The organism is Vibrio sp. 1180_3 (assembly GCF_029478545.1).
Taxonomy (GTDB): domain Bacteria; phylum Pseudomonadota; class Gammaproteobacteria; order Enterobacterales; family Vibrionaceae; genus Vibrio; species Vibrio aestuarianus.
In genome coordinates this window covers 63666-88175 of record NZ_SJFM01000001.1, presented here as the reverse complement: position 1 = coordinate 88175, position 24510 = coordinate 63666, and the positions used below count along the sequence as shown (strand labels likewise).

The 24510-nt window shown below is 43.9% G+C and carries 21 protein-coding genes; 18 read left to right on the top strand and 3 right to left on the bottom strand.

Annotated features, from left to right (window positions below):
* Window positions 1-190: 190 nt before the first annotated feature.
* Both thiL and pgpA read left to right on the top strand, forming a co-directional pair.
* Entirely contained in the window at window positions 191-1165 is a 975-nt protein-coding gene (gene thiL, locus EYW48_RS00425; RefSeq protein ID WP_171979452.1) for a thiamine-phosphate kinase, read from the top strand.
* Window positions 1162-1665 (top strand): phosphatidylglycerophosphatase A, encoded by a 504-nt coding sequence (gene pgpA, locus EYW48_RS00420; protein ID WP_168521297.1) that lies wholly within the window; start codon window positions 1162-1164, stop codon window positions 1663-1665. Before thiL ends, pgpA begins: the two co-directional genes overlap by 4 nt.
* 45 nt (window positions 1666-1710) lie before the next feature.
* On the opposite strand, the gene EYW48_RS00415 is transcribed toward pgpA, so the two are convergent.
* From EYW48_RS00415 to map, 3 genes are all read right to left on the bottom strand, one after another.
* Complete coding sequence (locus EYW48_RS00415; RefSeq protein ID WP_176312830.1) at window positions 1711-2094, bottom strand: DUF3461 family protein; 384 nt, start codon at window positions 2092-2094, stop codon at window positions 1711-1713.
* Window positions 2095-2222: 128 nt separating this feature from the next.
* Entirely contained in the window at window positions 2223-4847 is a 2625-nt protein-coding gene (glnD, locus tag EYW48_RS00410; RefSeq protein WP_261917447.1) for a bifunctional uridylyltransferase/uridylyl-removing protein GlnD, read from the bottom strand.
* Between the two features lie 104 nt (window positions 4848-4951).
* Entirely contained in the window at window positions 4952-5794 is an 843-nt protein-coding gene (gene map, locus EYW48_RS00405) for a type I methionyl aminopeptidase (protein ID WP_053310917.1), read from the bottom strand.
* A gap of 379 nt (window positions 5795-6173) precedes the next feature.
* Here map and rpsB point away from each other — a divergent pair, with 379 nt between their 5' ends.
* The 16 genes from rpsB to dnaE all read left to right on the top strand — a co-directional run bounded on the left by rpsB (window position 6174) and on the right by dnaE (window position 24493).
* Entirely contained in the window at window positions 6174-6905 is a 732-nt protein-coding gene (gene rpsB / locus EYW48_RS00400) for a 30S ribosomal protein S2 (RefSeq protein WP_053310918.1), read from the top strand.
* 130 nt (window positions 6906-7035) lie between these two features.
* The gene (tsf, locus tag EYW48_RS00395; RefSeq protein ID WP_171979448.1) at window positions 7036-7881 is read left to right on the top strand and encodes a translation elongation factor Ts; all 846 of its coding nucleotides are present in this window, start codon (window positions 7036-7038) and stop codon (window positions 7879-7881) included.
* Between the two features lie 151 nt (window positions 7882-8032).
* Entirely contained in the window at window positions 8033-8764 is a 732-nt protein-coding gene (gene pyrH, locus EYW48_RS00390; protein ID WP_053310920.1) for a UMP kinase, read from the top strand.
* Between the two features lie 33 nt (window positions 8765-8797).
* A complete protein-coding gene (gene frr, locus EYW48_RS00385) occupies window positions 8798-9355 on the top strand; it encodes a ribosome recycling factor (protein ID WP_053310921.1) in 558 nt (185 codons plus the stop codon).
* Between the two features lie 91 nt (window positions 9356-9446).
* On the top strand, window positions 9447-10202 hold the full coding sequence (locus tag EYW48_RS00380; RefSeq protein ID WP_176246221.1) for an isoprenyl transferase: 756 nt from the start codon (window positions 9447-9449) through the stop codon (window positions 10200-10202).
* Window positions 10203-10215: 13 nt separating this feature from the next.
* A complete protein-coding gene (locus EYW48_RS00375; RefSeq protein ID WP_176246222.1) occupies window positions 10216-11058 on the top strand; it encodes a phosphatidate cytidylyltransferase in 843 nt (280 codons plus the stop codon).
* 48 nt (window positions 11059-11106) lie between these two features.
* Window positions 11107-12315: a 1-deoxy-D-xylulose-5-phosphate reductoisomerase gene (ispC, locus tag EYW48_RS00370; RefSeq protein ID WP_168521307.1), complete on the top strand. Its 1209-nt coding sequence runs from the start codon at window positions 11107-11109 to the stop codon at window positions 12313-12315.
* Window positions 12312-13670 carry a sigma E protease regulator RseP gene (rseP, locus tag EYW48_RS00365; protein ID WP_261927289.1) on the top strand — a complete coding sequence of 453 codons (1359 nt, stop codon included), beginning with the start codon at window positions 12312-12314 and terminating at the stop codon, window positions 13668-13670. Before ispC ends, rseP begins: the two co-directional genes overlap by 4 nt.
* A 48-nt stretch (window positions 13671-13718) precedes the next feature.
* Complete coding sequence (gene bamA / locus EYW48_RS00360; RefSeq protein WP_171979443.1) at window positions 13719-16151, top strand: outer membrane protein assembly factor BamA; 2433 nt, start codon at window positions 13719-13721, stop codon at window positions 16149-16151.
* Between the two features lie 14 nt (window positions 16152-16165).
* Complete coding sequence (locus tag EYW48_RS00355; protein WP_171979442.1) at window positions 16166-16675, top strand: OmpH family outer membrane protein; 510 nt, start codon at window positions 16166-16168, stop codon at window positions 16673-16675.
* 7 nt (window positions 16676-16682) lie between these two features.
* Window positions 16683-17714 (top strand): UDP-3-O-(3-hydroxymyristoyl)glucosamine N-acyltransferase, encoded by a 1032-nt coding sequence (gene lpxD, locus EYW48_RS00350; RefSeq protein ID WP_277431740.1) that lies wholly within the window; start codon window positions 16683-16685, stop codon window positions 17712-17714.
* A 115-nt stretch (window positions 17715-17829) separates the two neighbouring features.
* On the top strand, window positions 17830-18261 hold the full coding sequence (gene fabZ / locus EYW48_RS00345; protein WP_171375422.1) for a 3-hydroxyacyl-ACP dehydratase FabZ: 432 nt from the start codon (window positions 17830-17832) through the stop codon (window positions 18259-18261).
* A gap of 1 nt (window position 18262) precedes the next feature.
* Window positions 18263-19051, top strand: coding sequence for an acyl-ACP--UDP-N-acetylglucosamine O-acyltransferase (gene lpxA / locus EYW48_RS00340; protein WP_053310929.1), 789 nt, complete (start codon window positions 18263-18265; stop codon window positions 19049-19051).
* A gap of 121 nt (window positions 19052-19172) precedes the next feature.
* Entirely contained in the window at window positions 19173-20324 is a 1152-nt protein-coding gene (gene lpxB, locus EYW48_RS00335; protein ID WP_277431739.1) for a lipid-A-disaccharide synthase, read from the top strand.
* A gap of 2 nt (window positions 20325-20326) precedes the next feature.
* Window positions 20327-20938: a ribonuclease HII gene (gene rnhB, locus EYW48_RS00330; protein ID WP_053310931.1), complete on the top strand. Its 612-nt coding sequence runs from the start codon at window positions 20327-20329 to the stop codon at window positions 20936-20938.
* 75 nt (window positions 20939-21013) lie between these two features.
* Complete coding sequence (gene dnaE / locus EYW48_RS00325) at window positions 21014-24493, top strand: DNA polymerase III subunit alpha (RefSeq protein WP_277431738.1); 3480 nt, start codon at window positions 21014-21016, stop codon at window positions 24491-24493.
* The last annotated feature ends 17 nt before the right edge of the window (window positions 24494-24510 follow it).

The window sequence follows — 24510 nt, the reverse complement described above, 5'->3', positions numbered from 1 at the left end:
TCTCTGCTATATACCCAAACCACTTGAAGTTGCAGGTAGGTGGCAAGTGAGTTCATCCCCATCAGCATAGATAAGCTATGTGATTGGGGGGAGCGAACGTAGCCAACACCGCTGCAACTTCAGTCGAAAGGGTATAGCTCTAGCAACGAGGAATGCCACAATAATAAAAACTAAGGGCAGGAAACTTGGCATGTCCGGTGAATTTAATTTAATTAATCGCTATTTTTCTAACCGTCAACCGCAACGTAAAGACGTATTTCTCGCCTTAGGTGATGACTGCGCATTAGTTAAACCGCCTGAAAATGTTCGTATTGCGATCAGTACTGATACTTTGGTGGCGGGTACACATTTTTTGATAGATGCGAACCCTGCTTGGGTCGCACATAAAGCGCTAGCTTCTAATATCAGTGACCTTGCTGCAATGGGAGCAACACCCGCTTGGGTATCGTTTGCACTCACGATGCCAAATCCCGATGAGGCATGGCTAAAGCCATTTTGCGATGCTTTTTTTGAACTTGCCAATTACTACAATATCCAACTGATTGGTGGTGACACCACCAAAGGGCCATTAAGTTTAACGCTCACGGTGCAAGGTTTTGTTCCTCAAGAACAAGCGTTACTTCGCAGCGGTGCTAAAGTGGGCGATTGGGTATATGTCACCGGTGATCTTGGCGATAGCAAGGCGGGGTTGGATGTTATTCTTAACAATGCGTTACGTGCTAAACCATTTGCGCTTGAGTTAGAAAAGCGCCACTATCTTTCGACACCGAGGATACTGGCAGGTCAGGCATTGCTGAATTTGGCTTCAGCAGCCATTGATATTTCTGACGGTCTGATTTCAGACATCAAACATATACTCGAACGCTCTCAGGTTGGCGTCAGTCTTGATGTTGCAGCGTTACCTTTATCACAAGAGCTGTTGCAGTTTGTCGGCAATCTTGAAATAGCGCAGCAGTATGCTTTGACCAGTGGCGAAGAGTACGAACTGTGCTTTACCGTTCCAGAACAGAACAAAGGGTCCATTGAAAGTGCGCTCGCTCATTGTGGTTGTAAAGTGAGTTGTATTGGACAGATCCGTCCACAAGGTACATTTGAATTACATCATCAAGGTAAAGTGCTTAATTGGCAGCTCAATGGCTATGATCATTTTAAGGTGAATTTATGACCAATCCGCTATCTCGTCTTTCATTGAAAAATCCGTGGCACCTTTTAGCTACAGGGTTTGGCAGTGGTCTATCGCCTGTAGTACCCGGTACAATGGGAACATTGGCGAGTGTGCCTTTTTACTTACTGCTTGTGCAGTTACCTACCGTGTTATATGCCAGCGTCGTAGTGATAACCTGTTTGGTCGGCATTAAAATTTGCCAAGTGACCTCTGATGATATGCAGGTTCATGATCACGGTTCGATTGTTTGGGATGAATTTGCTGGTTTTTGGATAACCATGTTGGTGGTGCCACTGTTTAACTTATCCCCTTTTGATTGGAAGTGGCTGGTCACCGGTTTTATACTGTTTCGCTTTTTCGATATGGTGAAACCTTGGCCTATCGGTTGGTTAGATAAACGAGTTCATGGTGGGTTAGGGATCATGCTTGACGATATTGTTGCCGGGTTGATGTCGGCAATTGCACTGTATTGGGTGGGGCTCTATGCCGGGTGGCTTTAAAAAAGGTTCCCTATGGAACCTTTTTTCTTGGTTATAAATTGGGTGTTATTTAAGTTTCTGTAAATCGGCTTCAATCTCAGAAATTTTGCTGGAGACGACTTTTTCTAAATGACGCAGATCAGTGAGTATTTTTTGCTTAAGGTCTATCTCGGCCTGTGTTGCTGGTTTCGTTATCTTGTTCAGTTCATCAATCACTAACGTCAAGTTACGGTTGATTTCGGTAACTTCTTTATACTGATGACTACCACTGTCGACTAAGACATTTTTTACCTGTCGGGGGTACTTAAATTTTACGCTTTTAGCGAAAAGCTCACCTTTCTGCTTATGAAAGTAAATCTTCAACACATCTTTATGTGCTTCTTGACGAAGTGAATAGCGCTCAATTTGTTTAGGATCTTGAATACCTAAACCTATGAGGTATGGAAACATAAGCGACCTCTATTATTTTATGTGACACATCAACGACCTGTTTCAATGTAGCAGGCTAAATCATCGCTAGATAGTTCCTAACCCCACCAATACCTCAACTTGTGGGCAAGATCGCTTTCCGTCTCCTTTTAATTTGGCGCAAGTTCAGAGACATTTTTTATTAGCGTTTCGCGTAAACTTAATTCCTCTTCTTCGCTTAATTTTCCTCCTTGAGAGCTTGTTAGAATGAATAAATCTTCCGCTCTCTCGCCAATGGTGGTGATTTTTGCTCCATGCAAATGAATATCTAAATTGGTAAACGTGCGACCAACCGTTGCGAGTAACCCCGGTGTATCAAGTGCAACAAATTCCATTAAGGTGCGCTTATTGCTTTTTGTTGGTAAGAAATCGACTCTGGTCTTCACTTTAAAATGTTGTAAGTTGCGTGGTGTACGGCGTAATTTCAATTTATCTTGCCAACCTGCTTTCAGACCATTAAGCAGATTTTCTATAACAAAATCATGGTGATCTTCATCAATTGCTTCACCGTTGTGATCTAGAACCATAAATGTATCGAGTACATAGCCATCTTTACTCGACATGATTTGCGCATCGTGGACACTTAAATTGCGTCGGTCAAGTTCAGCGACTACGGTGGCGAACACGGCAGGTTGATCTTTGGTGTACACAAAAACTTCGGTGCCACCTCGAGTTGCTTTTTTGCTAAGCAGAATGAGTGGTTGGCTTGAGTCTTCATGACGCAGTAAGTGTGTACAGTGCCAGGCGATCTGCTTGTGGGTATGGCGTAAGAAGTAATCAGCTTTAAACCGTTGCCAGAGCACTTCGATTTCTCGCGCATTAAAACCTTCTTTGCGCAGTAATGCTGACGCCAGTTGTTGATTGTGTCTAATTCGGTCACGGACATCGACGGGGTTTTCTAAGCCACGGCGTAATGCGCGTTGAGTTGAATGGAAAAGTTCAGCCAATAACGTGCGCTTCCAACTGTTCCAGAGCTCTGGGTTTGTTGCGCAAATATCGGCTACGGTTAGGCACACTAAATGTTCTAGATACTCTTCATCACGGACCTTTTTGGCAAATTCTGTGATGACATCTGGGTCATAAATATCACGCCGTTGAGCGGTGACCGACATCAAAAGGTGATTTTGCACTAACCAAGCCACAAGTTTGGCTTCTGGTTTGGATAAACCATGTTCAATACAAAAATTGTACGCTTCGGTTGCACCAATTTCAGAATGGTCACCACCACGACCTTTACCAATATCGTGGAAAATCGCGGCGAGGATCAGTAGCTCTTTTTTCTGAAGGCGAGGGTAGACTTCACAGCAAATCGGATGCCTGTCATGATTTTGGGCATGGTTAAAAGTATTGATGTGCTTGAGCAAACGAATACTGTGTTCATCAACAGTATAAACATGAAAAAGGTCAAATTGCATTTGTCCTACAATCTGACTCCATTGTGGCAAATAAGCTGCGAGTACCCCTAATTTGTGCATCAAGCTAAATGCACGATGTAGTGCATTGGGATGGCGTACTAACGCCATGAAGGTTTCACGAGCTTCGGGAATAGTGTGTAGGAATTTGTTCAAGCGGCGACGAGCAGTACGCAATTGGCGCATCGTTGCAGGTGCAACACTCTCAATGGTCGAGTCATTGGCAATATGAATAAACATATCCAAAATTGTTTCTGGACGAGCTTGGAAAAGAGCTGGTTTACGCGCTTCAATCAAGTTGCCGCGACGTTGAAAATCGTCATCTAAAATGACGGCAGGTATCTCCTCACCGTTATTGAGGATGGCTTGAGCAAACAAACGCAGTAACATTTTGTTGAGTTCAGCAACGCGGCGCAGTGTGCGATAGAACTCTTTCATCATCATTTCTACACCGCGGTTGCCCTCACCAGTGAATCCTAAGTGCTCGGCTACTTGAGCTTGATGGGCAAAAGTGAGGCGGTTGTCATAGCGTTTTAACTCAATGTGTAGCGCAAATCGTACGCGCCATAGGAAATCTTGGCATTCCACCAATTCACGATATTCTGCGTCAGTTAAAAAACCAAAGCGGCTCATTTCCAATAATGAGGTAGCACCAAAATGGCGTCTCGCAACCCAGCTTAATGTATGAATATCTCTTAAACCGCCCGGAGTTGATTTGATATCAGGCTCAAGGTTGTAAGTTGTATCGTGATAGCGTGCGTGGCGGTCTCTCTGCTCTTGAATTTTGGCACGGTAAAAGGTTTCACTGGGCCAAAATGACTCGGAGTGGATTTGCATTTTTAAGTGATGAAAGGTGTCGTTGCTACCACATAACAAGCGAGCTTCTTGAAGGTTTGTCGCTACGGTCAAATCTTCACGCCCAATGTCTGCGCATTCTTTAACTGTGCGAACGGCATGACCTACTTCTAAGCGTAAGTCCCACAATAGCGTAATGAATTCGCTGATTTTAAGGCCAAGCTCTGCTGGCAAGGTTGTTGTTGAAACAACGAGAATATCAATATCAGAAAGTGGATGAAGTTCGCCACGGCCATAGCCACCAACCGCCACTAAGCTAATATCAACAAGTTGATTAAACTGAAAGTATTCCCATAAGCGATAAAGCAGTTGGTCCATGTACTCAGAGCGACCAAGCACTAAGTCGTTCACTGGATGGTGATTTAGAAATTCGCTTTTCTGGTAGTCGGTAAAATGTTCAAGCTGCTGTTTGAGTTCACTGATCGTGATCTGTGAATCGGAGAAGGTCAGTGGTGACTGAAAAGGCATAACGGCAATCCATGCTAGTGAAAATTCACAACGTGGAGAGACTGTATCAAATCGCTACCGATAAAAAAATATCCCTGCGAGCAGGGATATTCGTAACCGAGTGATTAGGCGTTATTCATTAAGCGAGGAATCGACTCTTCTGCACGCAGCGTAAGCACTTCACAGCCAGTTGCGGTCACTAAAATAGTGTGTTCCCATTGCGCTGAATTTTTGCCGTCAGCGGTATAAACTGTCCAGTTATCTTCTTCATCAAGGCGACAACCAAATTTACCTGCATTAATCATTGGTTCAATGGTGAAAATCATACCTTCACGTAATACGGTTCTGTCGCCATTTTTATAATGCACAACCTGTGGATCTTCGTGGAATTCAGAGCCGATACCGTGCCCACAGTAATCTTTAACAATAGAAAGCTTCAAGCGAGGATTGTTTTTATTGTTGGTTTTAATGTGCTTTTCTATCGCCGTACCAATTTCACCTAACTGAACGCCAGGTTTAACTTTTTTCATGCCAATGTAAAGACACTCTTGTGCCACAAGGCATAAGCGTTTGTCAGAAGGTGAAACTTCACCGACTAGAAACATTTTAGAGGTATCACCGTGGTAACCATCTTTGATAACGGTAATATCGATATTGACGATATCGCCATCTTTTAGAACCGCAGGGCGCTGTAGTTGACCGTACTGCTCGTCTTGAGAGGCTGGAATGCCATGACAGACAATATGATTAATAGAAGTACAAATTGATTTAGGAAAACCGTGATAGTCCAGTGGCGCAGGGATTGCTTGCTGAACTTCAGTAATGTACTTGTGGCAAATTTGGTCGAGTTCTTCTGTTGTCACACCGACTTTTACATGCGGTTCGATCATTTCTAGGACATCAGCAGCCAACTTACCCGCTACACGCATTTTCGCTATTTCTTCGGCATTTTTTATTTTTACAGACATCGGTTTTCTCTAATTCATTCTTTTGCACGGCGTGTGCTAATGGGCGTTATTCTAGCAGTGCGTCGGTGAATCGCAAGAAGTCCCTTTCTGTAAGTAAGACTTATTTTCATAAAATGAATAAAAGTAGTACAAGCGAAAAGGGATTTTTTTCTAGCCAGATAAGGCTTAAATATGGTATAAAGCGCGCCGGAATCGAAGTGTGTTTTCTCCATTTTTGGCGAAACCCATATTCATTCCACTCACATTATCTTTAAATCACACACATTCCGACACGTGTTCCGGGGTGCTCCAACAGTAAAACTATTTACATTAAGTGGATAGATGTTAGGGGTCGGATTCATGGGGGATGTGGAGGCCTAACCCCATAGAGGATTTTAAAATGGCAACTGTATCAATGCGCGACATGCTAAAAGCTGGTGTTCACTTCGGTCACCAGACTCGTTACTGGAACCCAAAAATGAAGCCATTCATTTTCGGTGCTCGTAGCCGTGTTCATATCATCAACCTAGAAAAAACTGTACCTATGTTCAACGAAGCTCTAGCTGAGCTACACAAAGTTGGCGAGAAAAAAGGTAAAGTTCTTTTCGTTGGTACTAAGCGCGCTGCATCTGAAGCTGTTAAAGAAGCTGCTATCGCAAGCAACCAATTCTACGTTAACAACCGCTGGTTGGGCGGCATGCTAACTAACTGGAAAACTGTTCGTCAGTCAATCAAGCGCCTAAAAGAGCTTGAAGCTCAATCTACAGACGGTACTTTTGATAAACTAACTAAGAAAGAAGCTCTAATGCGTACTCGCGAAATGGAGAAGCTAGAGAAATCTCTTGGTGGTATCAAAGACATGGGCGGTCTACCTGACGCACTGTTTGTAATCGATGCTGATCACGAGCACATTGCAGTTAAAGAAGCAAACAACCTAGGTATCCCAGTTTACGCTGTTGTTGATACTAACTCTAACCCAGACGGCGTTGACTACGTTATCCCAGGTAACGATGATGCAATCCGTGCAATTCAGCTTTACCTAAACGCTGTTGCAGAAACGGTTAACGAAGGTCGTAACAAAGATGCAGCTGCAATTGCTGCTGCAAAAGACGGTTTCGTAGAAGCTGAATAATAGCGGCTCTGAGTCACGCTTAGTCGTCTATGTGTCACACGATTGATGCATTGACTAAGTTATAGTTAGCATCAGGGGCCAAACAATCGGCCCCTGATTTTTACCACCAGAATCAACTGAGGAATAGAGAATGGCAACTGTAACTGCTGCTCTAGTAAAAGAACTGCGCGAGCGTACTGGCGCAGGTATGATGGAATGTAAAAAAGCACTTGTTGAAGCAAACGCTGACATCGAACTAGCGATTGAAAACATGCGTAAAAGCGGTGCGGCTAAAGCAGCTAAAAAAGCGGGTAACATCGCAGCTGAAGGCACAATCCTTATCAAAGAAGCTGACGGCGTTGCTGCGCTTCTAGAAGTAAACTGCCAAACTGACTTCGTAGCTAAAGATTCTAGCTTCCTAGCTTTTGCTAATGAAGTTCTAGAAGTTGCTCTTACTGAGCGTCTAGATATCGAAGCACTTCAAGCTAAGTTTGAAGAAGCACGTATCGCTCTAGTTGCTAAAATTGGTGAGAACATCACTATCCGTCGCGTTCAATTCATTGAAGGCGCTAAAGTGGGTTCATACCGTCACGGCGACCGTATCGGTGTTGTTGTTGCTGGCGATGCTGACGAAGAAACTATCAAGCACGTAGCAATGCACGTTGCTGCTGCTAAGCCTGAGTACGTTAATCCTGAAGATGTACCAGCTGACGTTGTTGCTAAAGAACGTGAAATTCAAATCGAAATCGCAATGCAATCTGGTAAGCCAGCTGCAATCGCTGAGAAAATGGTTGAAGGCCGCATGACTAAGTTCACTGGTGAAGTGTCTCTTACAGGTCAAGCGTTCATCATGGATCCTTCTCAAACTGTTGGCGCAATGCTGAAAGCTAAAGGCGCAACAGTAACTAACTTCGTTCGTCTAGAAGTTGGTGAAGGTATCGAGAAAGCTCAAGAACTAAGCTTCGCTGAAGAAGTTGCAATGGTTCAAAAAGGTTAATCCTAGCGATTTTGCCTAAAAAAAGACCGTAGCCAAGGCTGCGGTCTTTTTACGAATGGCAGCTTGAGATTAATTGTGATGATTTGGAATTCGATATTTAGTTTCAAACCATGACCGTTAATCGACAACTCTCTATTGGAAGGTAAGCTTCATGACTACGAACCCTAAACCAGCATATCAACGTATCCTGTTAAAACTTAGCGGTGAAGCGCTACAAGGCGAAGAAGGTTTTGGTATTGATCCTACGGTACTTGACCGTATGGCTCAGGAAGTAAAAGAACTGGTTGAACTGGGTGTTCAAGTTGGCGTTGTTATCGGTGGTGGTAACTTATTCCGTGGTGCTGGTCTAGCTGAAGCTGGCATGAACCGTGTTGTTGGCGACCATATGGGTATGCTTGCGACAGTTATGAACGGCTTAGCAATGCGTGATGCTCTGCACCGTGCTTACGTGAACGCTCGTGTGATGTCGGCTATTCCTCTTAAAGGCGTTTGTGATGATTACAACTGGGCCGATGCGATTAGTCAATTGCGTCAAGGTCGAGTGGTTATTTTCTCGGCAGGTACTGGAAACCCATTCTTCACCACTGATTCTGCTGCATGTTTGCGCGGTATTGAGATTGAAGCTGACGTAGTTCTAAAAGCGACAAAAGTAGATGGCGTATTTAGTGCAGACCCAGTGGCAAACCCTGACGCAGAGCTGTATGATAAGCTGTCTTATACAACTGTGCTTGAAAAAGAGCTAAAAGTTATGGACTTGGCAGCGTTCACACTTGCGCGTGACCATAAAATGCCAATCCGCGTATTTAATATGAACAAACCAGGCGCATTACGTCGTGTGGTAATGGGTGAAGCGGAAGGCACGCTAATTAGCACTGCTGAATAATCACTCCAAACAGATAAGAATTAAGGTGATATTGTGATTAACGAAATCAAGAAAGACGCTCAAGAGCGTATGGATAAGAGCGTAGAAGCCCTGAAAAACAACCTTTCTAAGGTACGTACTGGTCGCGCTCACCCAAGTTTACTCTCAGGTATTTCTGTCGATTATTATGGTTCAGCAACACCGTTGAATCAGGTAGGTAACGTGGTAGCAGAAGATGCACGTACGCTTGCTATTACTGTATTTGATAAAGAACTGACACAGAAAGTTGAAAAAGCAATTCTGATGTCTGACCTAGGTCTAAACCCTATGTCAGCAGGTACCGTTATTCGCGTTCCACTTCCACCATTGACGGAAGAGCGTCGTAAAGACCTAGTTAAGATTGTACGCGGTGAAGCTGAAGGCGGTCGTGTTGCTGTTCGTAACATTCGTCGTGATGCTAATGGTGATCTGAAAGGTCTGTTGAAAGACAAAGAAATTTCAGAGGATGAAGATCGCAAAGCGCAAGATGACATCCAGAAACTAACGGATGCAGCCATTAAGAAGATTGATGATGTTCTTGCCGCTAAAGAAAAAGAGTTAATGGAAGTTTAATAACTTTTATCCCTTCAAAAAACGCTGTACTCACAGTGCAGCGTTTTTTATGCTATTTTGCCCTTTCAGTTTGGTAATCAATTAATTTCTTATGCAAAATCCATCCCTCTGCTCCGATATATTACCTCAACATATTGCTATCATTATGGACGGAAACGGCCGTTGGGCGAAAGCTCAAGGTAAGCCGCGTGTTTTTGGTCATAAAAATGGTGTTGCAGCGGTCAGAAAAACCATTTCAACTTCGGCTAAGTTAGGTATCAAAGCGGTAACGTTGTTTGCATTTAGCAGTGAAAACTGGCGACGTCCGCAAGAGGAAGTGGGAGTGTTAATGGAGTTATTTATTTCTGTATTATCAACGGAAGTAAAAAAACTGCATAAAAATAATTTGCGTTTAAGAGTGATTGGCGACAAGACACGCTTTAGTTCACGTTTGCAGGCTAAAATAGCTCAAGCGGAAGCACTAACGGCGTCAAACAGTGGCATGGTGGTTAATATCGCTGCAAACTATGGCGGTAAATGGGATATTACTGAAGCTATGCGCAATATTGCCACCAGAGTGGCCAATGGAGAATTGACTGCGGAAGAGATTGACGAGAGCTTAATCACTCAGTCGTTAACCATGTCTGATCTGCCGGAGGTTGATCTGCTCATTCGTACCAGTGGTGAATGTCGCATCAGTAACTTTATGCTCTGGCAGTTAGCCTACGCCGAGATGTATTTTACTCCTATTTACTGGCCAGAATTTGGCGAAGAAAGTTTAATTGAAGCAGTGACTTGGTTTGTTAATCGTGAGCGCCGTTTTGGCTGTACCGGTGAGCAAATCAAGGCATTGATGGAACAGCAATAAAGGATCCATTAGTTTGAAGCAACGAATTATCACAGCGCTCATTTTAGCCCCACTGGTGATACTAGGGATTTTTAAACTGTCGCTTCCCCTGTTTATGGCCGCTTTGGCTGTCGTCGCGATAATTGGTGTATGGGAATGGACTCAGTTTGTCGATGCTAAATCGAGATACTTAGCGGCTATTCCGACCGTAGTCGCTGGCGCTGCCAGTTACGTACTCGTTTCTCCTGATGTAACCAGCTTAAACGATATGGCGAGCATCCATTATCTGATTCTTGGTATCGGCGCGGTTTGGTGGTTGTTTTCGAGCTTCTTAGCTATTACTTATCCGAAGTCTCGTTCGTGGTGGGAAAACTCCAAGACGTTAAGACATTTATTTGGTGTGCTGACCTTACTCCCTTTTTTCTGGAGCGTACTATTTCTACGCGCAGAATCCTTTTCAAGTGATCCTTACCACGGTGCAAAATTAGTGCTGTTCGTTTGCCTGATCGTTTGGGCCGCTGATAGTGGCGCTTACTTTGCTGGGAAAAGTTTTGGTAAGCGCAAAATGGCGCCAGCCGTCAGTCCAAATAAAACCATCGAAGGTTTGATCGGTGGGGTTATTACCGCTCTTATCGTCGCGTGGTTCACGGCAGATTGGTTTAATATTGAATTTTCAAGCCCAGTATCCATGGTGGTGATAACACTATTAACCGTGGTTATTTCAGTATTGGGCGATCTAGTTGAAAGCATGTTTAAACGTGTTTCTGGAATTAAAGACAGCAGCAATATTATTCCTGGGCACGGTGGTGTCTTGGATCGCATTGATAGCCTTACTGCTGCGTTCCCTATTTTTGCTCTTCTGTATTTTATTTTCTAATGCATGGGGCAAGTATGCTTGCCTTATGCTTACTTCACGGTCTTTGCTATGCGTAAGTTAACGATTCTCGGTGCAACAGGTTCAATTGGTGCGAGTACGCTAAAAGTTGTTGCTCAAAACCCTGAGCAATTCTCTGTCGTTGCGTTAGCGGCAGGAAGTAACGTCAATAAAATGCGTGAGTTATGTCAGCAGTGGCATCCCACTTACGCGGTTATGGCGACTCAAACTGCAGCAGACCAGTTATCGCTTCAGTTAAAATCACTCAATCTCAACACTCAAGTGTTATTTGGTGATGAGGCGATGTGTGATGTCGCAGCCCTAGATGAAATTGATACTGTCATGGCTGCGATTGTTGGTGCGGCAGGCTTATTACCGACTATGGCGGCAATAAAAGCCGGTAAGCGGGTTTTATTAGCGAATAAAGAAGCGTTGGTGATGTCTGGCCAACTGTTTATCGATGCCGTTGAACAATATGGCGCTGAATTATTGCCAGTGGACAGTGAACACAATGCGATTTTCCAATGTTTACCCTCTGAAATACAAACCAAACTTGGTCGTTGTGATTTGCAAGCACATGGTATTCAACACATATTGCTGACTGGCTCTGGTGGTCCTTTCCGATACAGTGATTTGAATGCATTAGCCGATGTCACCCCAGAGCAGGCTATCGCACACCCTAATTGGTCAATGGGGCCAAAAATTTCTGTCGATTCAGCAACCATGATGAACAAAGGCTTGGAGTACATCGAAGCTAAATGGCTCTTTAATGCATCACAGCAGCAGTTAAAAGTGCTGATCCACCCGCAATCGGTTATTCATTCAATGGTGCAATATCGCGATGGTTCAGTATTAGCTCAAATGGGAGAACCAGATATGGCTACCCCAATTGCGTTAACACTTGCTTATCCTCAGAGAATTAATGCCGGTGTGCCAGCACTTGATTTCACTCAGCTATCCGAGTTGAGTTTTATGGACGTCGATTACGACCGTTACCCATGCTTAGGCTTAGCCATCGATGCTTGTTATCAAGGTCAGCATGCGACCACATCGCTCAATGCTGCTAATGAAATTGCGGTTGACGCTTTTTTGAATAAGCAAATTCGATTTACCGATATAGCACGGGTTAATGAACGCGTATTGTCAAAAGTGTGTGCAACACATACCCAGTTACATTCCTATGACTTGGAAAGCTTGTTAGAGCTAGATAGAATGGCTCGCAATCTTGCCTACCAAACAATAAAAGAGCGTTTATCATGAGTGGCATTTTATGGAATTTTATATCCTTTATCATTGCATTAGGCATACTTGTCGCCGTTCATGAATTCGGTCATTTTTGGGTTGCGCGCCGCTGTGGGATCAAAGTTGAAAAGTTCTCTATTGGTTTTGGTAAATCGATCTGGAGCCGAGTCGCCCGTGACGGTACCGAATACAGCCTGTCAGTGATCCCTCTAGGTGGTTATGTCAAAATGCTCGATAGCCGAGTTGATGACGTAGCTCCAGAATTAAAACCTTTCGCTTTTGATCAAAAACCATTATGGAAAAGGGCAGCCGTCGTTGGCGCTGGACCTGCCTTTAATTTCTTCTTCGCCATTTTTGCTTACTGGCTTGTGTTCTTAATTGGCGTACCAGCCGTTAAACCTGTCATTGGTGATATCACTCCTCAATCAATTGCCGCACAAGTGGGCCTTGAATCAGGTATGCAGATTAAAGCGGTTTCTGGTGTTGAAACGTTAGATTGGGAATCTGTGAATATGGGCCTTATTGGCCACATTGGTGATGAGCAATTAACCCTGACAGTCAGTTCTAGCGATAGAATTGGTCTTGAAGAAATCAAAACTTTAGATCTGCACTCTTGGAACTTTAACCCAGAAACAGAGTCTGCTATGGGAGCATTAGGTTTTAAACCTTTTGTACCTGAGATTTCACATACCTTGACCAACGTGTCTCAAGGTGGGGCCGGTGAAAAAGCAGGGTTGCAAGTTGGTGATACGCTTATTCAAGCCAATGGTGTGAAAATAGAACAATGGCAACAGGTGGTAGAGTTAATTCAAAGCAATCCTAACCGGGCTATTAATCTGACGGTTGAGCGAGATGGTCAACCAGTTAAAGTTAAGCTAATACCGGATACTCGCGAGTTACCGCAAGGTAAAACGATTGGTTTTGCTGGAATCGCTCCTAAAGTCGCAGAATGGCCGGAAAGTTATCGATTTGAGCTGCAATATGGTGTATTTGAATCAGTCGGTAGAGCGGTTGAAAAAACAGAACAAGTGATCGGTTTGACCATCAGCATGTTGAAAAAATTGGTGGTGGGTGATGTGGGTCTGAACAATCTTAGTGGACCTATTTCGATAGCGAAAGGTGCAGGAGCAACAGCGGATTACGGTTTAGTTTACTTCTTAGGTTTTCTGGCGTTGATCAGCGTCAACTTAGGGATTATTAACCTTGTGCCTTTACCAATGCTAGATGGTGGGCATTTACTGTTTTTTGCAATTGAAGCGATTATTCGCCGTCCAGTCCCTGAAAAGGTTCAAGAGATGGGATACCGTATTGGTGGGGCGATCATCTTTTCTTTGATGGCTGTGGCAATATTTAATGATTTTACTCGCCTGTGATTGATAAGCACTAGGCAAAGGTAGTAGCAAGGAATAACAAGAATAAATATGGCAATGAAACAGATCCTTTTCGCGACATTATTAGCAACAAGTCTCTCCGCGAATAGTGCCGAGAACTTTGTAGTCCAAGATATACAAATTGAAGGTCTTCAGCGTGTTGCGCTCGGTGCTGCATTACTCAAAATGCCAGTTCGAATTGGTGATACGGTTGATGCACAAGATGTTGCGGATATTATCAAAGCGCTTTATGCCTCAGGTAACTTTGAAGACGTCCAAGTACTACGAGATAACAACGTTCTTATTGTCCAAGTAAAAGAACGCCCAACCATTGCCAGTGTCTCATTCTCTGGTAACAAAGCGATCAAGGAAGAGCAATTACAGCAAAACTTAGATGCTTCCAATATTCGAATTGGTGAGGCGTTAGACCGCACCACACTGAGCAATATCGAAAAAGGACTGGAAGATTTTTACTACAGCGTCGGTAAATACAACGCAACCGTTAAGGCGGTTATAACACCTTTACCGCGTAACCGTGCTGACCTCAAATTTGTTTTCACTGAAGGGGTTTCAGCGAAAATCCAACAAATCAACTTTATTGGTAATGAAGTTTTCACTGATAAAGAACTGCTCTCTCGCTTTAACTTAAATGTTGATATCGCATGGTGGAATTTCCTTGCTGATGACAAATATCAAAAGCAAGTGTTGGCCGCGGATATCGAAGCACTGCGCTCTTTTTACCTTGATCGTGGGTATTTAAAGTTTCAGGTTGATTCCACACAAGTGGCTATTTCGCCAGACAAGAAAGGTGTTTACATCACGCTGGGGATCAACGAAGGCAAAGCTTATCAAGTCAAAGACGTCAAGTTCCGTGGGGAATTAATAGGCAAAGAAGCTGAGTTTGAAGCGATGGTTCCGTTTGCCGCAGGTGAAACGTATAACGGGTCATTGGTGACGAGATTAGAAGAAGATGTTAAGCGCGCACTTGGAGAAGCGGGTTACGCTTACCCACAAGTGCGAAGTATTCCTGAATTCGATGATGAAACTCAAGAAGTATCTTTGGTTGTCAACGTTGAAGCTGGAAATCGTATTTATGTACGTGATATTCGTTTTGTGGGTAACAACTCAACCAAAGACGAAGTATTGCGCCGAGAAATGCGTCAAATGGAAGGAAGCTGGCTCAATTCAAAAGCGATTGATACGGGTAAAGGCCGCTTGAATCGTTTAGGTTTCTTTGAAACAGTTGATGTCCAAACGGTGCGTGTTCCTGGTAGTGAAGACCAAGTTGATTTAGTTTACAACGTTAAAGAGGCAAACTCAGGCAGTGTAAACTTTGGTATTGGTTACGGCACAGAGTCTGGTGTTAGTTTCCAGGTTGGTCTGCAACAAGATAACTTTATTGGTTCTGGTAATCGTGTTGGTATTAATGCCATGATGAATGATTATCAAAGGAACATTAGCCTAGATTATCGAGACCCATACTGGAACCTTGATGGTGTCAGTTTAGGCGGTAAGATTTTCTACAACCAATTTGAAGCATCAGAAGCTGGTATTGTTGACTATACCAACGAAAGTTACGGAGCAAACCTAACTTGGGGTTTCCCATTTGATGAACTCAATCGTTTTGAATTTGGTATTGGGTACACACATAACAACATCGGTAATATCGATGAATATGTTCAAGTGAGCCAATTCTTGCAGTCTCAAGCGAGCAATCGTAATGAGGACGGTAACCTAATTACCGATGACTTTGACCTCAATATTTCTTGGACTCGTAATAACTTGAACCGCGGTATTTTCCCAACGGCGGGTAATCATCAGCGTGCGTTCTATAAAATGACCGTACCAGGTTCAGACGTCAAGTATTTCAAAGTACAGTATGATATTCGTCAGTACTACCCATTGACGAAAAAGCATGAGTTTACTCTCTTACTAAGGGGGCGTTTAGGTTATGGTAACGGCTATGGTCAAACCGATGGCCAAGATAACCTCTTCCCGTTTTATGAAAACTACTACGCGGGCGGCTTCACTACCCTTAGAGGTTTTGGTTCAAACACGGCAGGTCCAAAGGCTGTTTATAATGACTCCACGGGTTGTAATGGTAATAATGGCGGTAACAACCGTTGTTATACGGCAACGGATGATTCCGTTGGTGGTAATGCTATTGCACTGGCAAGTATCGAGTTGATCGTGCCGACACCATTTGCTTCAGATGACTATCGCAGCCAAATTCGTACCAGTATTTTTTACGATATGGCCAGCGTTTGGGATACCGAATTTGATTACCAAAACACTAAATTAAGTTATGGTGACGAGTATTATTATGATTATTCTGATCCAATGAACTACCGTTCATCTTATGGTGTAGCATTACAGTGGATGTCACCGATGGGGCCTCTGGTTTTCTCTCTTGCTAAACCGATTAAATCTTATGAAGGTGACGACGAAGAATTCTTCACTTTCACTATTGGTAGAACCTTCTAACAAAGGAAAATATTTTGAATAAAATCATTAAAGCGGCTAGTGTAAGCCTTGTAGTACTAAGTTCTTCTTTCTTTGCACAAGCAGCTGAGGCAGCGCAAAAAGTTGGCTATATAAATACTGCGCAAGTTTTCCAAGCTCTACCTCAACGTGAAGTCGTTTTGCAAAAATTGCAGGAAGAGTTTAAAGATAAGGCGGCAGAGCTACAAACGATTCAAGTTGAAGCTCAGACTAAAATCGAAAAGTTGAAGCGTGATGGTGAACTACTAGGTCAAGATGAAGTTGAGAAGCTACGCATCGAGATCGGTCAACTTGATAGTAAGTACAAAATCAAAGCGCAAGCACTAGAAAAAGCATCAGCTCGTCGCGAAGCGGAAGAGAAACAAAAACTGTTTATGGTGATCCAAGAAGCCGTACAGAAAGTAGCTGAGAAAGAAGGTTACGATATCGTTGTTGATGTACAAGCCATGCAATATGGTAAAGCGGACTACAACTTGTCTGAGAAAGTAATTAAGCAACTAAAATAATACTATTATGGTAAAACTGACTTTAGCCGAATTGGCAACTATCACCGGCGGAGAAGCGTTTGGTGATGACTCTGCGACTGTTGTTGCAGTCGCACCAATGGACAAAGCGCAGCAAGGTCATGTGACTTTTCTGTCTAATCCAAAATACAGTAAGCACCTTGGTGAATGCAAAGCTAGCGTGATTATGGTGAAGGCTTCTGAGCGTGAGCTGTGCAAAACTAACGTTTTGGTTGTGAATGACCCATACGTTGCTTTTGCTAAAGTCGCACAAGCCTTGGATATCACACCTAAACCAGCGTATGAAATAGCAGCCTCAGCAATCATTGCCGATGATGTAAAGTTGGGTCACAACGTTTCGGTTGGGGCTAATGCCGTGATTGAGTCAGGTGTTGAGCTTGGTGATAACGTTTCAATTGGCGCAGGATGCTTCATTGGCAAAAATGCTAAAATTGGTAGCGACACCAAGTTGTGGGCTAACGTCAGTATTTACCATGAAGTTCAAATTGGTAGTGCGTGTTTAGTTCAGTCCGGTGCTGTTATTGGTTCTGACGGTTTTGGCTATGCTAATGAGAAAGGTGAGTGGATTAAAATTCCACAAATTGGTTCAGTTCGCATTGGCAACCGTGTTGAAATCGGTGCTTGTACCACCATCGACCGTGGTGCACTTGATGATACCGTTATTGAAGATAACGTGATTATCGATAACCAATTGCAGATCGCACACAATGTGCACATCGGATATGGTACTGCTATAGCTGGTGGTACCATCATTGCGGGGAGTACCAAAATTGGTAAATACTGCATTATCGGTGGTGGTGCGGTGATCAATGGTCATATTGAAGTGGTTGATGGCGTAACGATTACAGGCATGGGTATGGTGATGCGTAGTATCACAGAGAAAGGCATGTACTCCTCAGGCATACCATTGCAACCCAATAAAGAGTGGCGAAAAACAGCGACTCGCGTTCATCGTATTGATGATATGAATAAGCGCCTTAAAGCGCTAGAAAAGCAGCTAGAGCAAAAAGCGGAATCATAATTCCACTATTTCGAAAAAGGCTCGCCAATTGCGAGCCTTTTTCGTCTATAATGCTGAATAATTTTTTGAAGTTTTACTGTATAGGAATATGACTTTGACTACTGAAAAGAAAACGATGAACATCACTGAAATTCAGGAGCTACTTCCTCATCGCTACCCATTTTTGTTGATTGACCGAGTTATTGACTTTGATGAAGGTAAATACTTGGTGGGTCTAAAAAATGTTTCAGTGAATGAACCTCAATTTACTGGTCATTTCCCTAAGTTGCCTGTTTTTCCTGGAGTTTTGATTCTTGAGGCGATGGCTCAAGCAACTGGCTTATTAGCGTTTAAAACCTTCGGTGCACCAAAAGAAAATGAGTTGTATTATTTTGCCAGTATCGATAAAGCAAAATTCCGCAAGCCTGTTGGTCCTGGCGATCAACTGATTATTGAAGTTGAATTTTTAAAAGAACGTCGCGGTATTGCACTATTCAATGGTGTGGCGAAAGTTGATGGCGAAGTAGTCTGTTCTGCTGAGCTAAAATGTGCTCGTAGAGAGTTTTAATATGATTCACGAAACTGCACAAATCCACCCAAGTGCGGTGGTTGAAGACGGTGCCATCATCGGTGCGAATGTAACGGTTGGGCCTTTTACTTACATCACATCCGGCGTGAGTATTGGGCAAGGCACCGAGGTGATGTCACATGTCGTCATCAAAGGTAATACCGTTATTGGTGAAGACAATCGCATTTTTCCACATGCGGTGATCGGTGAAGAGAACCAAGATAAAAAATACGGTGGTGAAGATACCCGCGTAATTATCGGTGACCGCAATGTTATCCGCGAAGCGGTGCAAATTCATCGCGGTACGATGCAAGATAAAACGCAAACTGTTGTCGGTAATGATAACCTATTGTGTGTCAACGCCCATATCGCTCATGACGTTATTGTTGGTAACCATACTCACATTGGCAATAACTCCATTCTTGGCGGTCACGTGACAGTTGGTGATTATGCCGGAGTGATGGCTTTATCGGCGATTCATCCTTTTTGTACCGTTGGTGCATACGCTTACGTTGGTGGCTGCTCTGCAGTAGTGCAAGATATACCGGCGTATGTATTAGCTCAGGGTAACCATGCTTCACCATTTGGCCTTAATTTGGTTGGTTTGAAGCGTAATGGCTTTGAAAAAGCAGAAATTCGAGCGCTGCAAAAAGCATACAAAGAGATTTATCGTTCAGGAAAAACGCAAACTGAAGTGCTACCAGTGTTACTTGAGATGGCGCAAGAGTGGCCGTCAATCAAGCGTCTTAGCGATATGTTACAGCAGACAGAGCGTGGCATTATTCGTTAAGTCTACGTGTCTTAATTACTTGTCGAATCTCGATAACTATCTGAAGATCGCTACTTTTTAGCGATCTTTTGTCTTTTAGACGCACAACCGCTACGCTGAGCTCATCTTGTTAGGAAAGAATATGCATCCAATGGAAAAACCACTACGAATTGGTATTGTTGTCGGAGAATTATCCGGTGATACGTTAGGTGAAGGCTTTATTAAAGCAATAAAGCAGCAATACCCTAATGCGGAATTTGTTGGGATTGGCGGCCCTAAAATGATGGCGCAAGGCTGTGAATCTCTGTTTGAGATGGAAGAGCTAGCGGTAATGGGCTTGGTTGAAGTACTTGGTCGTTTACCGCGCTTGCTCAAAGTCAAAGCCCAACTGGTCAAGTATTTTAAAGACAACCCACCAGATGTCTTTGTTGGTATTGATGCCCCTGATTTTAATTTACGCTTAGAGCTTGATCTCAAAAAAGCGGGCATTAAAACCGTTCATTATGTCAGCCCCTCAGTATGGGCTTGGCGACCTAAGCGAATTTTTAAAATTGATGCCGCAACGGATTTAGTCTTAGCATTTTTGCCGTTTGAAAAAGCGTTTTACGACAAATATCAAGTAGCGTGTGAATTTGTCGGTCATACACTGGCCGATACAATTCCTCTTCAGCCTGACAAAATGGCAGCGCGTGAGTTATTACGGTTAGAAGCTGCTAAGCAGTGGTTAGCGGTATTACCAGGTAGCCGTGGTGGTGAAGTTGGGTTAATTGCTAAGCCTTTTATTGAAACCTGCCGTCAAATAAAACAGAAGTACCCAGATATTGGTTTTGTGGTTGCTGCGGTTAACTCAAAACGTAGACAGCAATTTGAAGAAATTTGGCAAGCCACCGCACCAGAGCTCGATTTTGTGATTGTTGAAGATACTGCACGCAATGTAATTACCGCAGCAGATGCGGTACTACTTGCCTCTGGAACCGTAGCATTAGAATGTATGTTACTGAAAAGACCGATGGTTGTTGGTTATAAAGTTAACCGCCTAACAGGGTGGTTAGTACAAAAATTAGCGATTACCGAATATGTTTCACTGCCAAACATTCTTGCCGGAGAAGAGCTGGTAAAAGAGTTTATTCTTGATCAATGCGAAGCAGAGTTTTTATACCCTGCAGTCGATAAAATCCTCAGTGGTGACAACAGCGTCTTGATAGAACGCTTTACTGAAATGCATCAATGGATCCGTAAAGATGCCGATAAACAGGCTGCAAAAGCTGTTTTGACTTTGATAGGAAAAGCATAACCATGGCAGAAAAAGAATTCCCACCCTTCGAATATCCTCAAGGGTATCATCTGATTGCCGGAGTTGATGAAGTAGGGCGAGGCCCATTGGTCGGTGATGTCGTCACCGCTGCGGTTATTCTTGATCCAAGCAACCCTATTGCAGGGTTAAATGATTCGAAAAAACTTTCTGAGAAAAAGCGTTTAGCTCTGTTCCCTGAAATTCAACAAAAGGCATTAGCGTGGTCAATTGGCCGCTGCTCACCGGCTGAAATTGATGAACTCAATATCCTGCAAGCGACAATGGTTGCGATGCAGCGTGCCATTGCTGGTTTACATGTACAGCCTGATTTAGCCTTGATTGATGGCAACAGAGTACCTAAGCTACCGATGGATGGTGTTGCAGTCGTAAAAGGCGATATGCGCGTAGCCGAAATCAGCGCGGCATCCATTATTGCTAAAGTGGTGCGAGATCAGGAGATGGAAGCGTTAGATAAGCAGCATCCACAGTTTGGTTTTGCCCAGCATAAAGGTTATCCAACCAAAGCGCATTTTGCCGCAATAGAGCAGTACGGTGTTATTGCCGAACATCGCAAAAGCTTTAAGCCAGTGAAACGAGTACTCGGCATTGATTGAGGTGTAAGCCGCAATCAGATTCGCGTAGAATAACCGCCAAATATCGAACCAAACCTAGCATCTAGGATAAGTTGAATGTCAGAACCCAAGTTTGTCCACCTTCGTGTCCACAGTGATTACTCTATGATCGATGGCTTGTCCAAAGTGCCACCGCTTGTAAAAAAAGTGGCCGAGATGGGCATGCCTGCGATGGCGTTGACCGATTTCACTAACTTATGTGGTTTGGTAAAGTTCTACGGCACGGCGCATAATTGTGGTGTTAAGCCAATCATCGGTGCCGATTTCATTATGCAATCGGAAGAGTTTGCTGATGAGTTGACCAAGCTAACAGTGCTTGCGACAAACAATGTCGGCTACAAAAACCTCACCCTTCTTATCTCCGAGGCTTATTTACGGGGTCACGTCCAGCACCAACCCGTGATTGATAAATCGTGGTTAATCAAATACGCCGAAGGGTTGATCATCCTCTCGGGGGCAAAAAACGGTGAAATTGGCAAAGCATTACTTAAAGGCAATCACGCATTAGTCGATAAATGCGTTGAGTTTTACCAAACTCATTTTGCGGATCGTTTTTACCTTGAGCTTATTCGAACCAACCGAGCTGACGAAGAAACCTATTTGCACTTTGCACTTGAATTGGCCGAAAACAAGCAGTTGCCAGTGGTTGCGACCAACGAAGTGGTATTCCTAACCGAAGAATTCTTCGAAGCCCATGAAATTCGTGTTGCTATCCACGATGGTTACACCATGGTCGATCCTCGTCGCCCCAAAAATTATAGCCCTCAGCAGTGCTTACGCAGTGAAGCTGAAATGTGCGAATTGTTTGCTGATATTCCAGAAGCTTTGGAAAACAGCGTTGAAATAGCCAAACGCTGTAATGTCACGGTTAGGTTAGGGGAATATTTTCTGCCCGCCTTCCCAACGGAAGGGATGGAAGAAACCGAATACTTGGTGATGAAATCAAAACAGGGCCTCGAAGAGCGCCTTGAATTTCTATTCCCCGATCCAGAAATTCGTGCTCAACGTCGTCCTGAATACGATGATCGGCTGCTGATAGAACTTGAAGTGATCAACAATATGGGCTTTCCCGGTTACTTCTTGATCGTGATGGAATTCATCCAGTGGTCGAAAGATAACGATATTCCTGTTGGGCCAGGGCGTGGTTCAGGCGCTGGTTCATTGGTAGCTTATGCGCTAAAAATTACAGACTTAGACCCATTGGAATACGATCTACTCTTCGAACGTTTCTTGAACCCCGAACGTGTTTCAATGCCCGATTTCGACGTCGATTTCTGTATGGATAAACGTGACCAAGTAATTGATCACGTTGCTGAAATGTATGGGCGTGATGCAGTATCACAGATCATCACCTTTGGTACTATGGCCGCTAAAGCCGTTATTCGCGATGTTGGCCGAGTCCTAGGGCATCCCTTTGGCTTTGTTGATCGCATTTCAAAACTGATCCCCGCCGATCCTGGCATGACGCTCGAAAAAGCGTTCAAAGCTGAACCTGCGCTACCTGAGCTGTATGAAAACGATGAAGAAGTCAAAGAACTCATCGATAAGTGCCGCATTTTAGAAGGTTGTACGCGTAATGCGGGTAAGCATGCTGGTGGTGTGGTTATCTCTCCAACCACTATTACCGACTTTGCCCCAATTTACGCTGATGCCGAAGGGCATTTCCCCGTTACGCAGTTTGATAAAAACGACGTTGAAACCGCGGGTCTGGTGAAGTTCGACTTCTTGGGCCTGCGCACCTTAACCATCATCGATTGGGCATTGGGGTTGATAAACCCGCGTTTGCAACGAGAAGGCAAAGAGCCAGTTCGTATCGAATCGATCCCTTTGGTTGATGCTGCCTCTTTTCGAGTGTTACAAAATTCAGAAACCACCGCGGTATTCCAGTTGGAATCACGTGGCATGAAAGACCTCATCAAACGCCTGCAACCAGACTGTTTTGAAGATATCATCGCATTAGTGGCGCTATTTCGTCCGGGGCCATTGCAATCAGGGATGGTGGATAACTTTATCGACCGTAAACATGGCCGAGAAGCGATCTCATACCCAGACGAAAAGTGGCAACACGAGTCACTTAAAGAAATTTTAGACCCGACTTACGGCATTATCTTGTATCAAGAACAGGTGATGCAAATCGCTCAGGTACTGGCTGGTTATACGTTAGGCGGTGCGGATATGCTGCGCCGTGCGATGGGTAAGAAAAAGCCCGAAGAAATGGCCAAACAGCGTGCGGTTTTCGAGCAGGGGTCGATAAAAAACGGTGTTGATGGTGAGTTGTCGATGAAAATCTTCGACTTGGTGGAAAAATTCGCCGGTTATGGCTTTAACAAATCGCACTCTGCTGCTTATGCCTTAGTCTCTTATCAAACGCTGTGGTTGAAAACCCATTATCCAGCCGAGTTTATGGCCGCAGTAATGACGGCAGATATGGATAACACCGAGAAAGTCGTTGGCTTGGTCGATGAATGTTTCCGTATGAACCTAAAAGTATTACCTCCGGACATAAATGCTGGTTTGTACCGCTTTAATGTCGATGAAACCGGTGCCATCGTTTACGGTATTGGTGCGATCAAAGGGGTGGGCGAAGGGCCGATTGAAGCGATTTTAGAAGCACGTAATGCGGGGGGCTATTTTAAAGACCTGTTTGATTTTTGCGCCCGCATTGACCTAAAAAAAGTCAATAAACGGGTCATTGAAAAATTGATTTATGCTGGTGCATTAGACCGTTTAGGCCCACACCGTGCGGCAATGATGGCATCATTAAATGACGCGGTAAAAGCGGCTAGCCAATATCACCAAGCTGAAGCATTTGGCCAGGTGGATATGTTTGGTGTGCTAACCGATGCACCAGAAGAAGTGGAACATAAATACACCCAAGTCGCTAAATGGCCAGAGAAAGTGTGGTTAGAGGGAGAGCGTGATACATTAGGCCTTTATTTGACCGGTCACCCAATAAATGCCCATATTAAGGAACTGGCTAAGTACACCAGTTGTCGATTAAAAGATGCAACTCCCACTCGACGCGATCAGTCGGTTACCTTAGCGGGTTTAGTGATTGCCGCAAAAGTGATGACCACCAAGCGCGGCACGCGGATTGGTATCATGACGTTAGACGATCGTTCAGGGCGAATGGAGGTAATGTTATTCTCCGATGCATTAGAACGGTATGCAGAACTGCTAGAAAAAGATAAAATTTTAGTGATTTCTGGACAGGTCAGCTTTGATGACTTCAATGGTGGCCTTAAAATGTCGGCGCGCGAAGTCATGGACTTGGGCAGCGCGCGTGAAAAATATGCCCGTGGTCTGTCGGTATCGATTGAACAATCGCAAATAGATGACCAGTTTTTTGAGCGCTTTAGTCAGATCTTAGAGCCTCACCGAGCAGGGACCATACCTGTCAATGTATACTATCAGCGCTTAGAGGCGAGAGCGCGTCTAACGCTCGGTACGCAATGGCGTGTTACGCCAAGTGATACATTGTTAGACGAATTGAAACAGCTACTTGGGAACGACCAGGTAGAACTCGAATTTAACTAAATTCAGCGTCATTGAGT

Coding starts and splice junctions, on each gene's coding strand:
- rseP (WP_261927289.1), top strand. CDS start 12,312: ATGAGTGGCATTTTATGGAATTTTATATCCTTTATCATTGCATTAGGC.
- thiL (WP_171979452.1), top strand. CDS start 191: ATGTCCGGTGAATTTAATTTAATTAATCGCTATTTTTCTAACCGTCAA.
- glnD (WP_261917447.1), bottom strand. CDS start 4,847: ATGCCTTTTCAGTCACCACTGACCTTCTCCGATTCACAGATCACGATC.
- fabZ (WP_171375422.1), top strand. CDS start 17,830: ATGAACATCACTGAAATTCAGGAGCTACTTCCTCATCGCTACCCATTT.
- rnhB (WP_053310931.1), top strand. CDS start 20,327: ATGGCAGAAAAAGAATTCCCACCCTTCGAATATCCTCAAGGGTATCAT.
- EYW48_RS00415 (WP_176312830.1), bottom strand. CDS start 2,094: ATGTTTCCATACCTCATAGGTTTAGGTATTCAAGATCCTAAACAAATT.
- ispC (WP_168521307.1), top strand. CDS start 11,107: ATGCGTAAGTTAACGATTCTCGGTGCAACAGGTTCAATTGGTGCGAGT.
- map (WP_053310917.1), bottom strand. CDS start 5,794: ATGTCTGTAAAAATAAAAAATGCCGAAGAAATAGCGAAAATGCGTGTA.
- tsf (WP_171979448.1), top strand. CDS start 7,036: ATGGCAACTGTAACTGCTGCTCTAGTAAAAGAACTGCGCGAGCGTACT.
- EYW48_RS00380 (WP_176246221.1), top strand. CDS start 9,447: ATGCAAAATCCATCCCTCTGCTCCGATATATTACCTCAACATATTGCT.
- lpxD (WP_277431740.1), top strand. CDS start 16,683: ATGGTAAAACTGACTTTAGCCGAATTGGCAACTATCACCGGCGGAGAA.
- rpsB (WP_053310918.1), top strand. CDS start 6,174: ATGGCAACTGTATCAATGCGCGACATGCTAAAAGCTGGTGTTCACTTC.
- dnaE (WP_277431738.1), top strand. CDS start 21,014: ATGTCAGAACCCAAGTTTGTCCACCTTCGTGTCCACAGTGATTACTCT.
- lpxB (WP_277431739.1), top strand. CDS start 19,173: ATGCATCCAATGGAAAAACCACTACGAATTGGTATTGTTGTCGGAGAA.
- bamA (WP_171979443.1), top strand. CDS start 13,719: ATGGCAATGAAACAGATCCTTTTCGCGACATTATTAGCAACAAGTCTC.
- pgpA (WP_168521297.1), top strand. CDS start 1,162: ATGACCAATCCGCTATCTCGTCTTTCATTGAAAAATCCGTGGCACCTT.
- lpxA (WP_053310929.1), top strand. CDS start 18,263: ATGATTCACGAAACTGCACAAATCCACCCAAGTGCGGTGGTTGAAGAC.
- pyrH (WP_053310920.1), top strand. CDS start 8,033: ATGACTACGAACCCTAAACCAGCATATCAACGTATCCTGTTAAAACTT.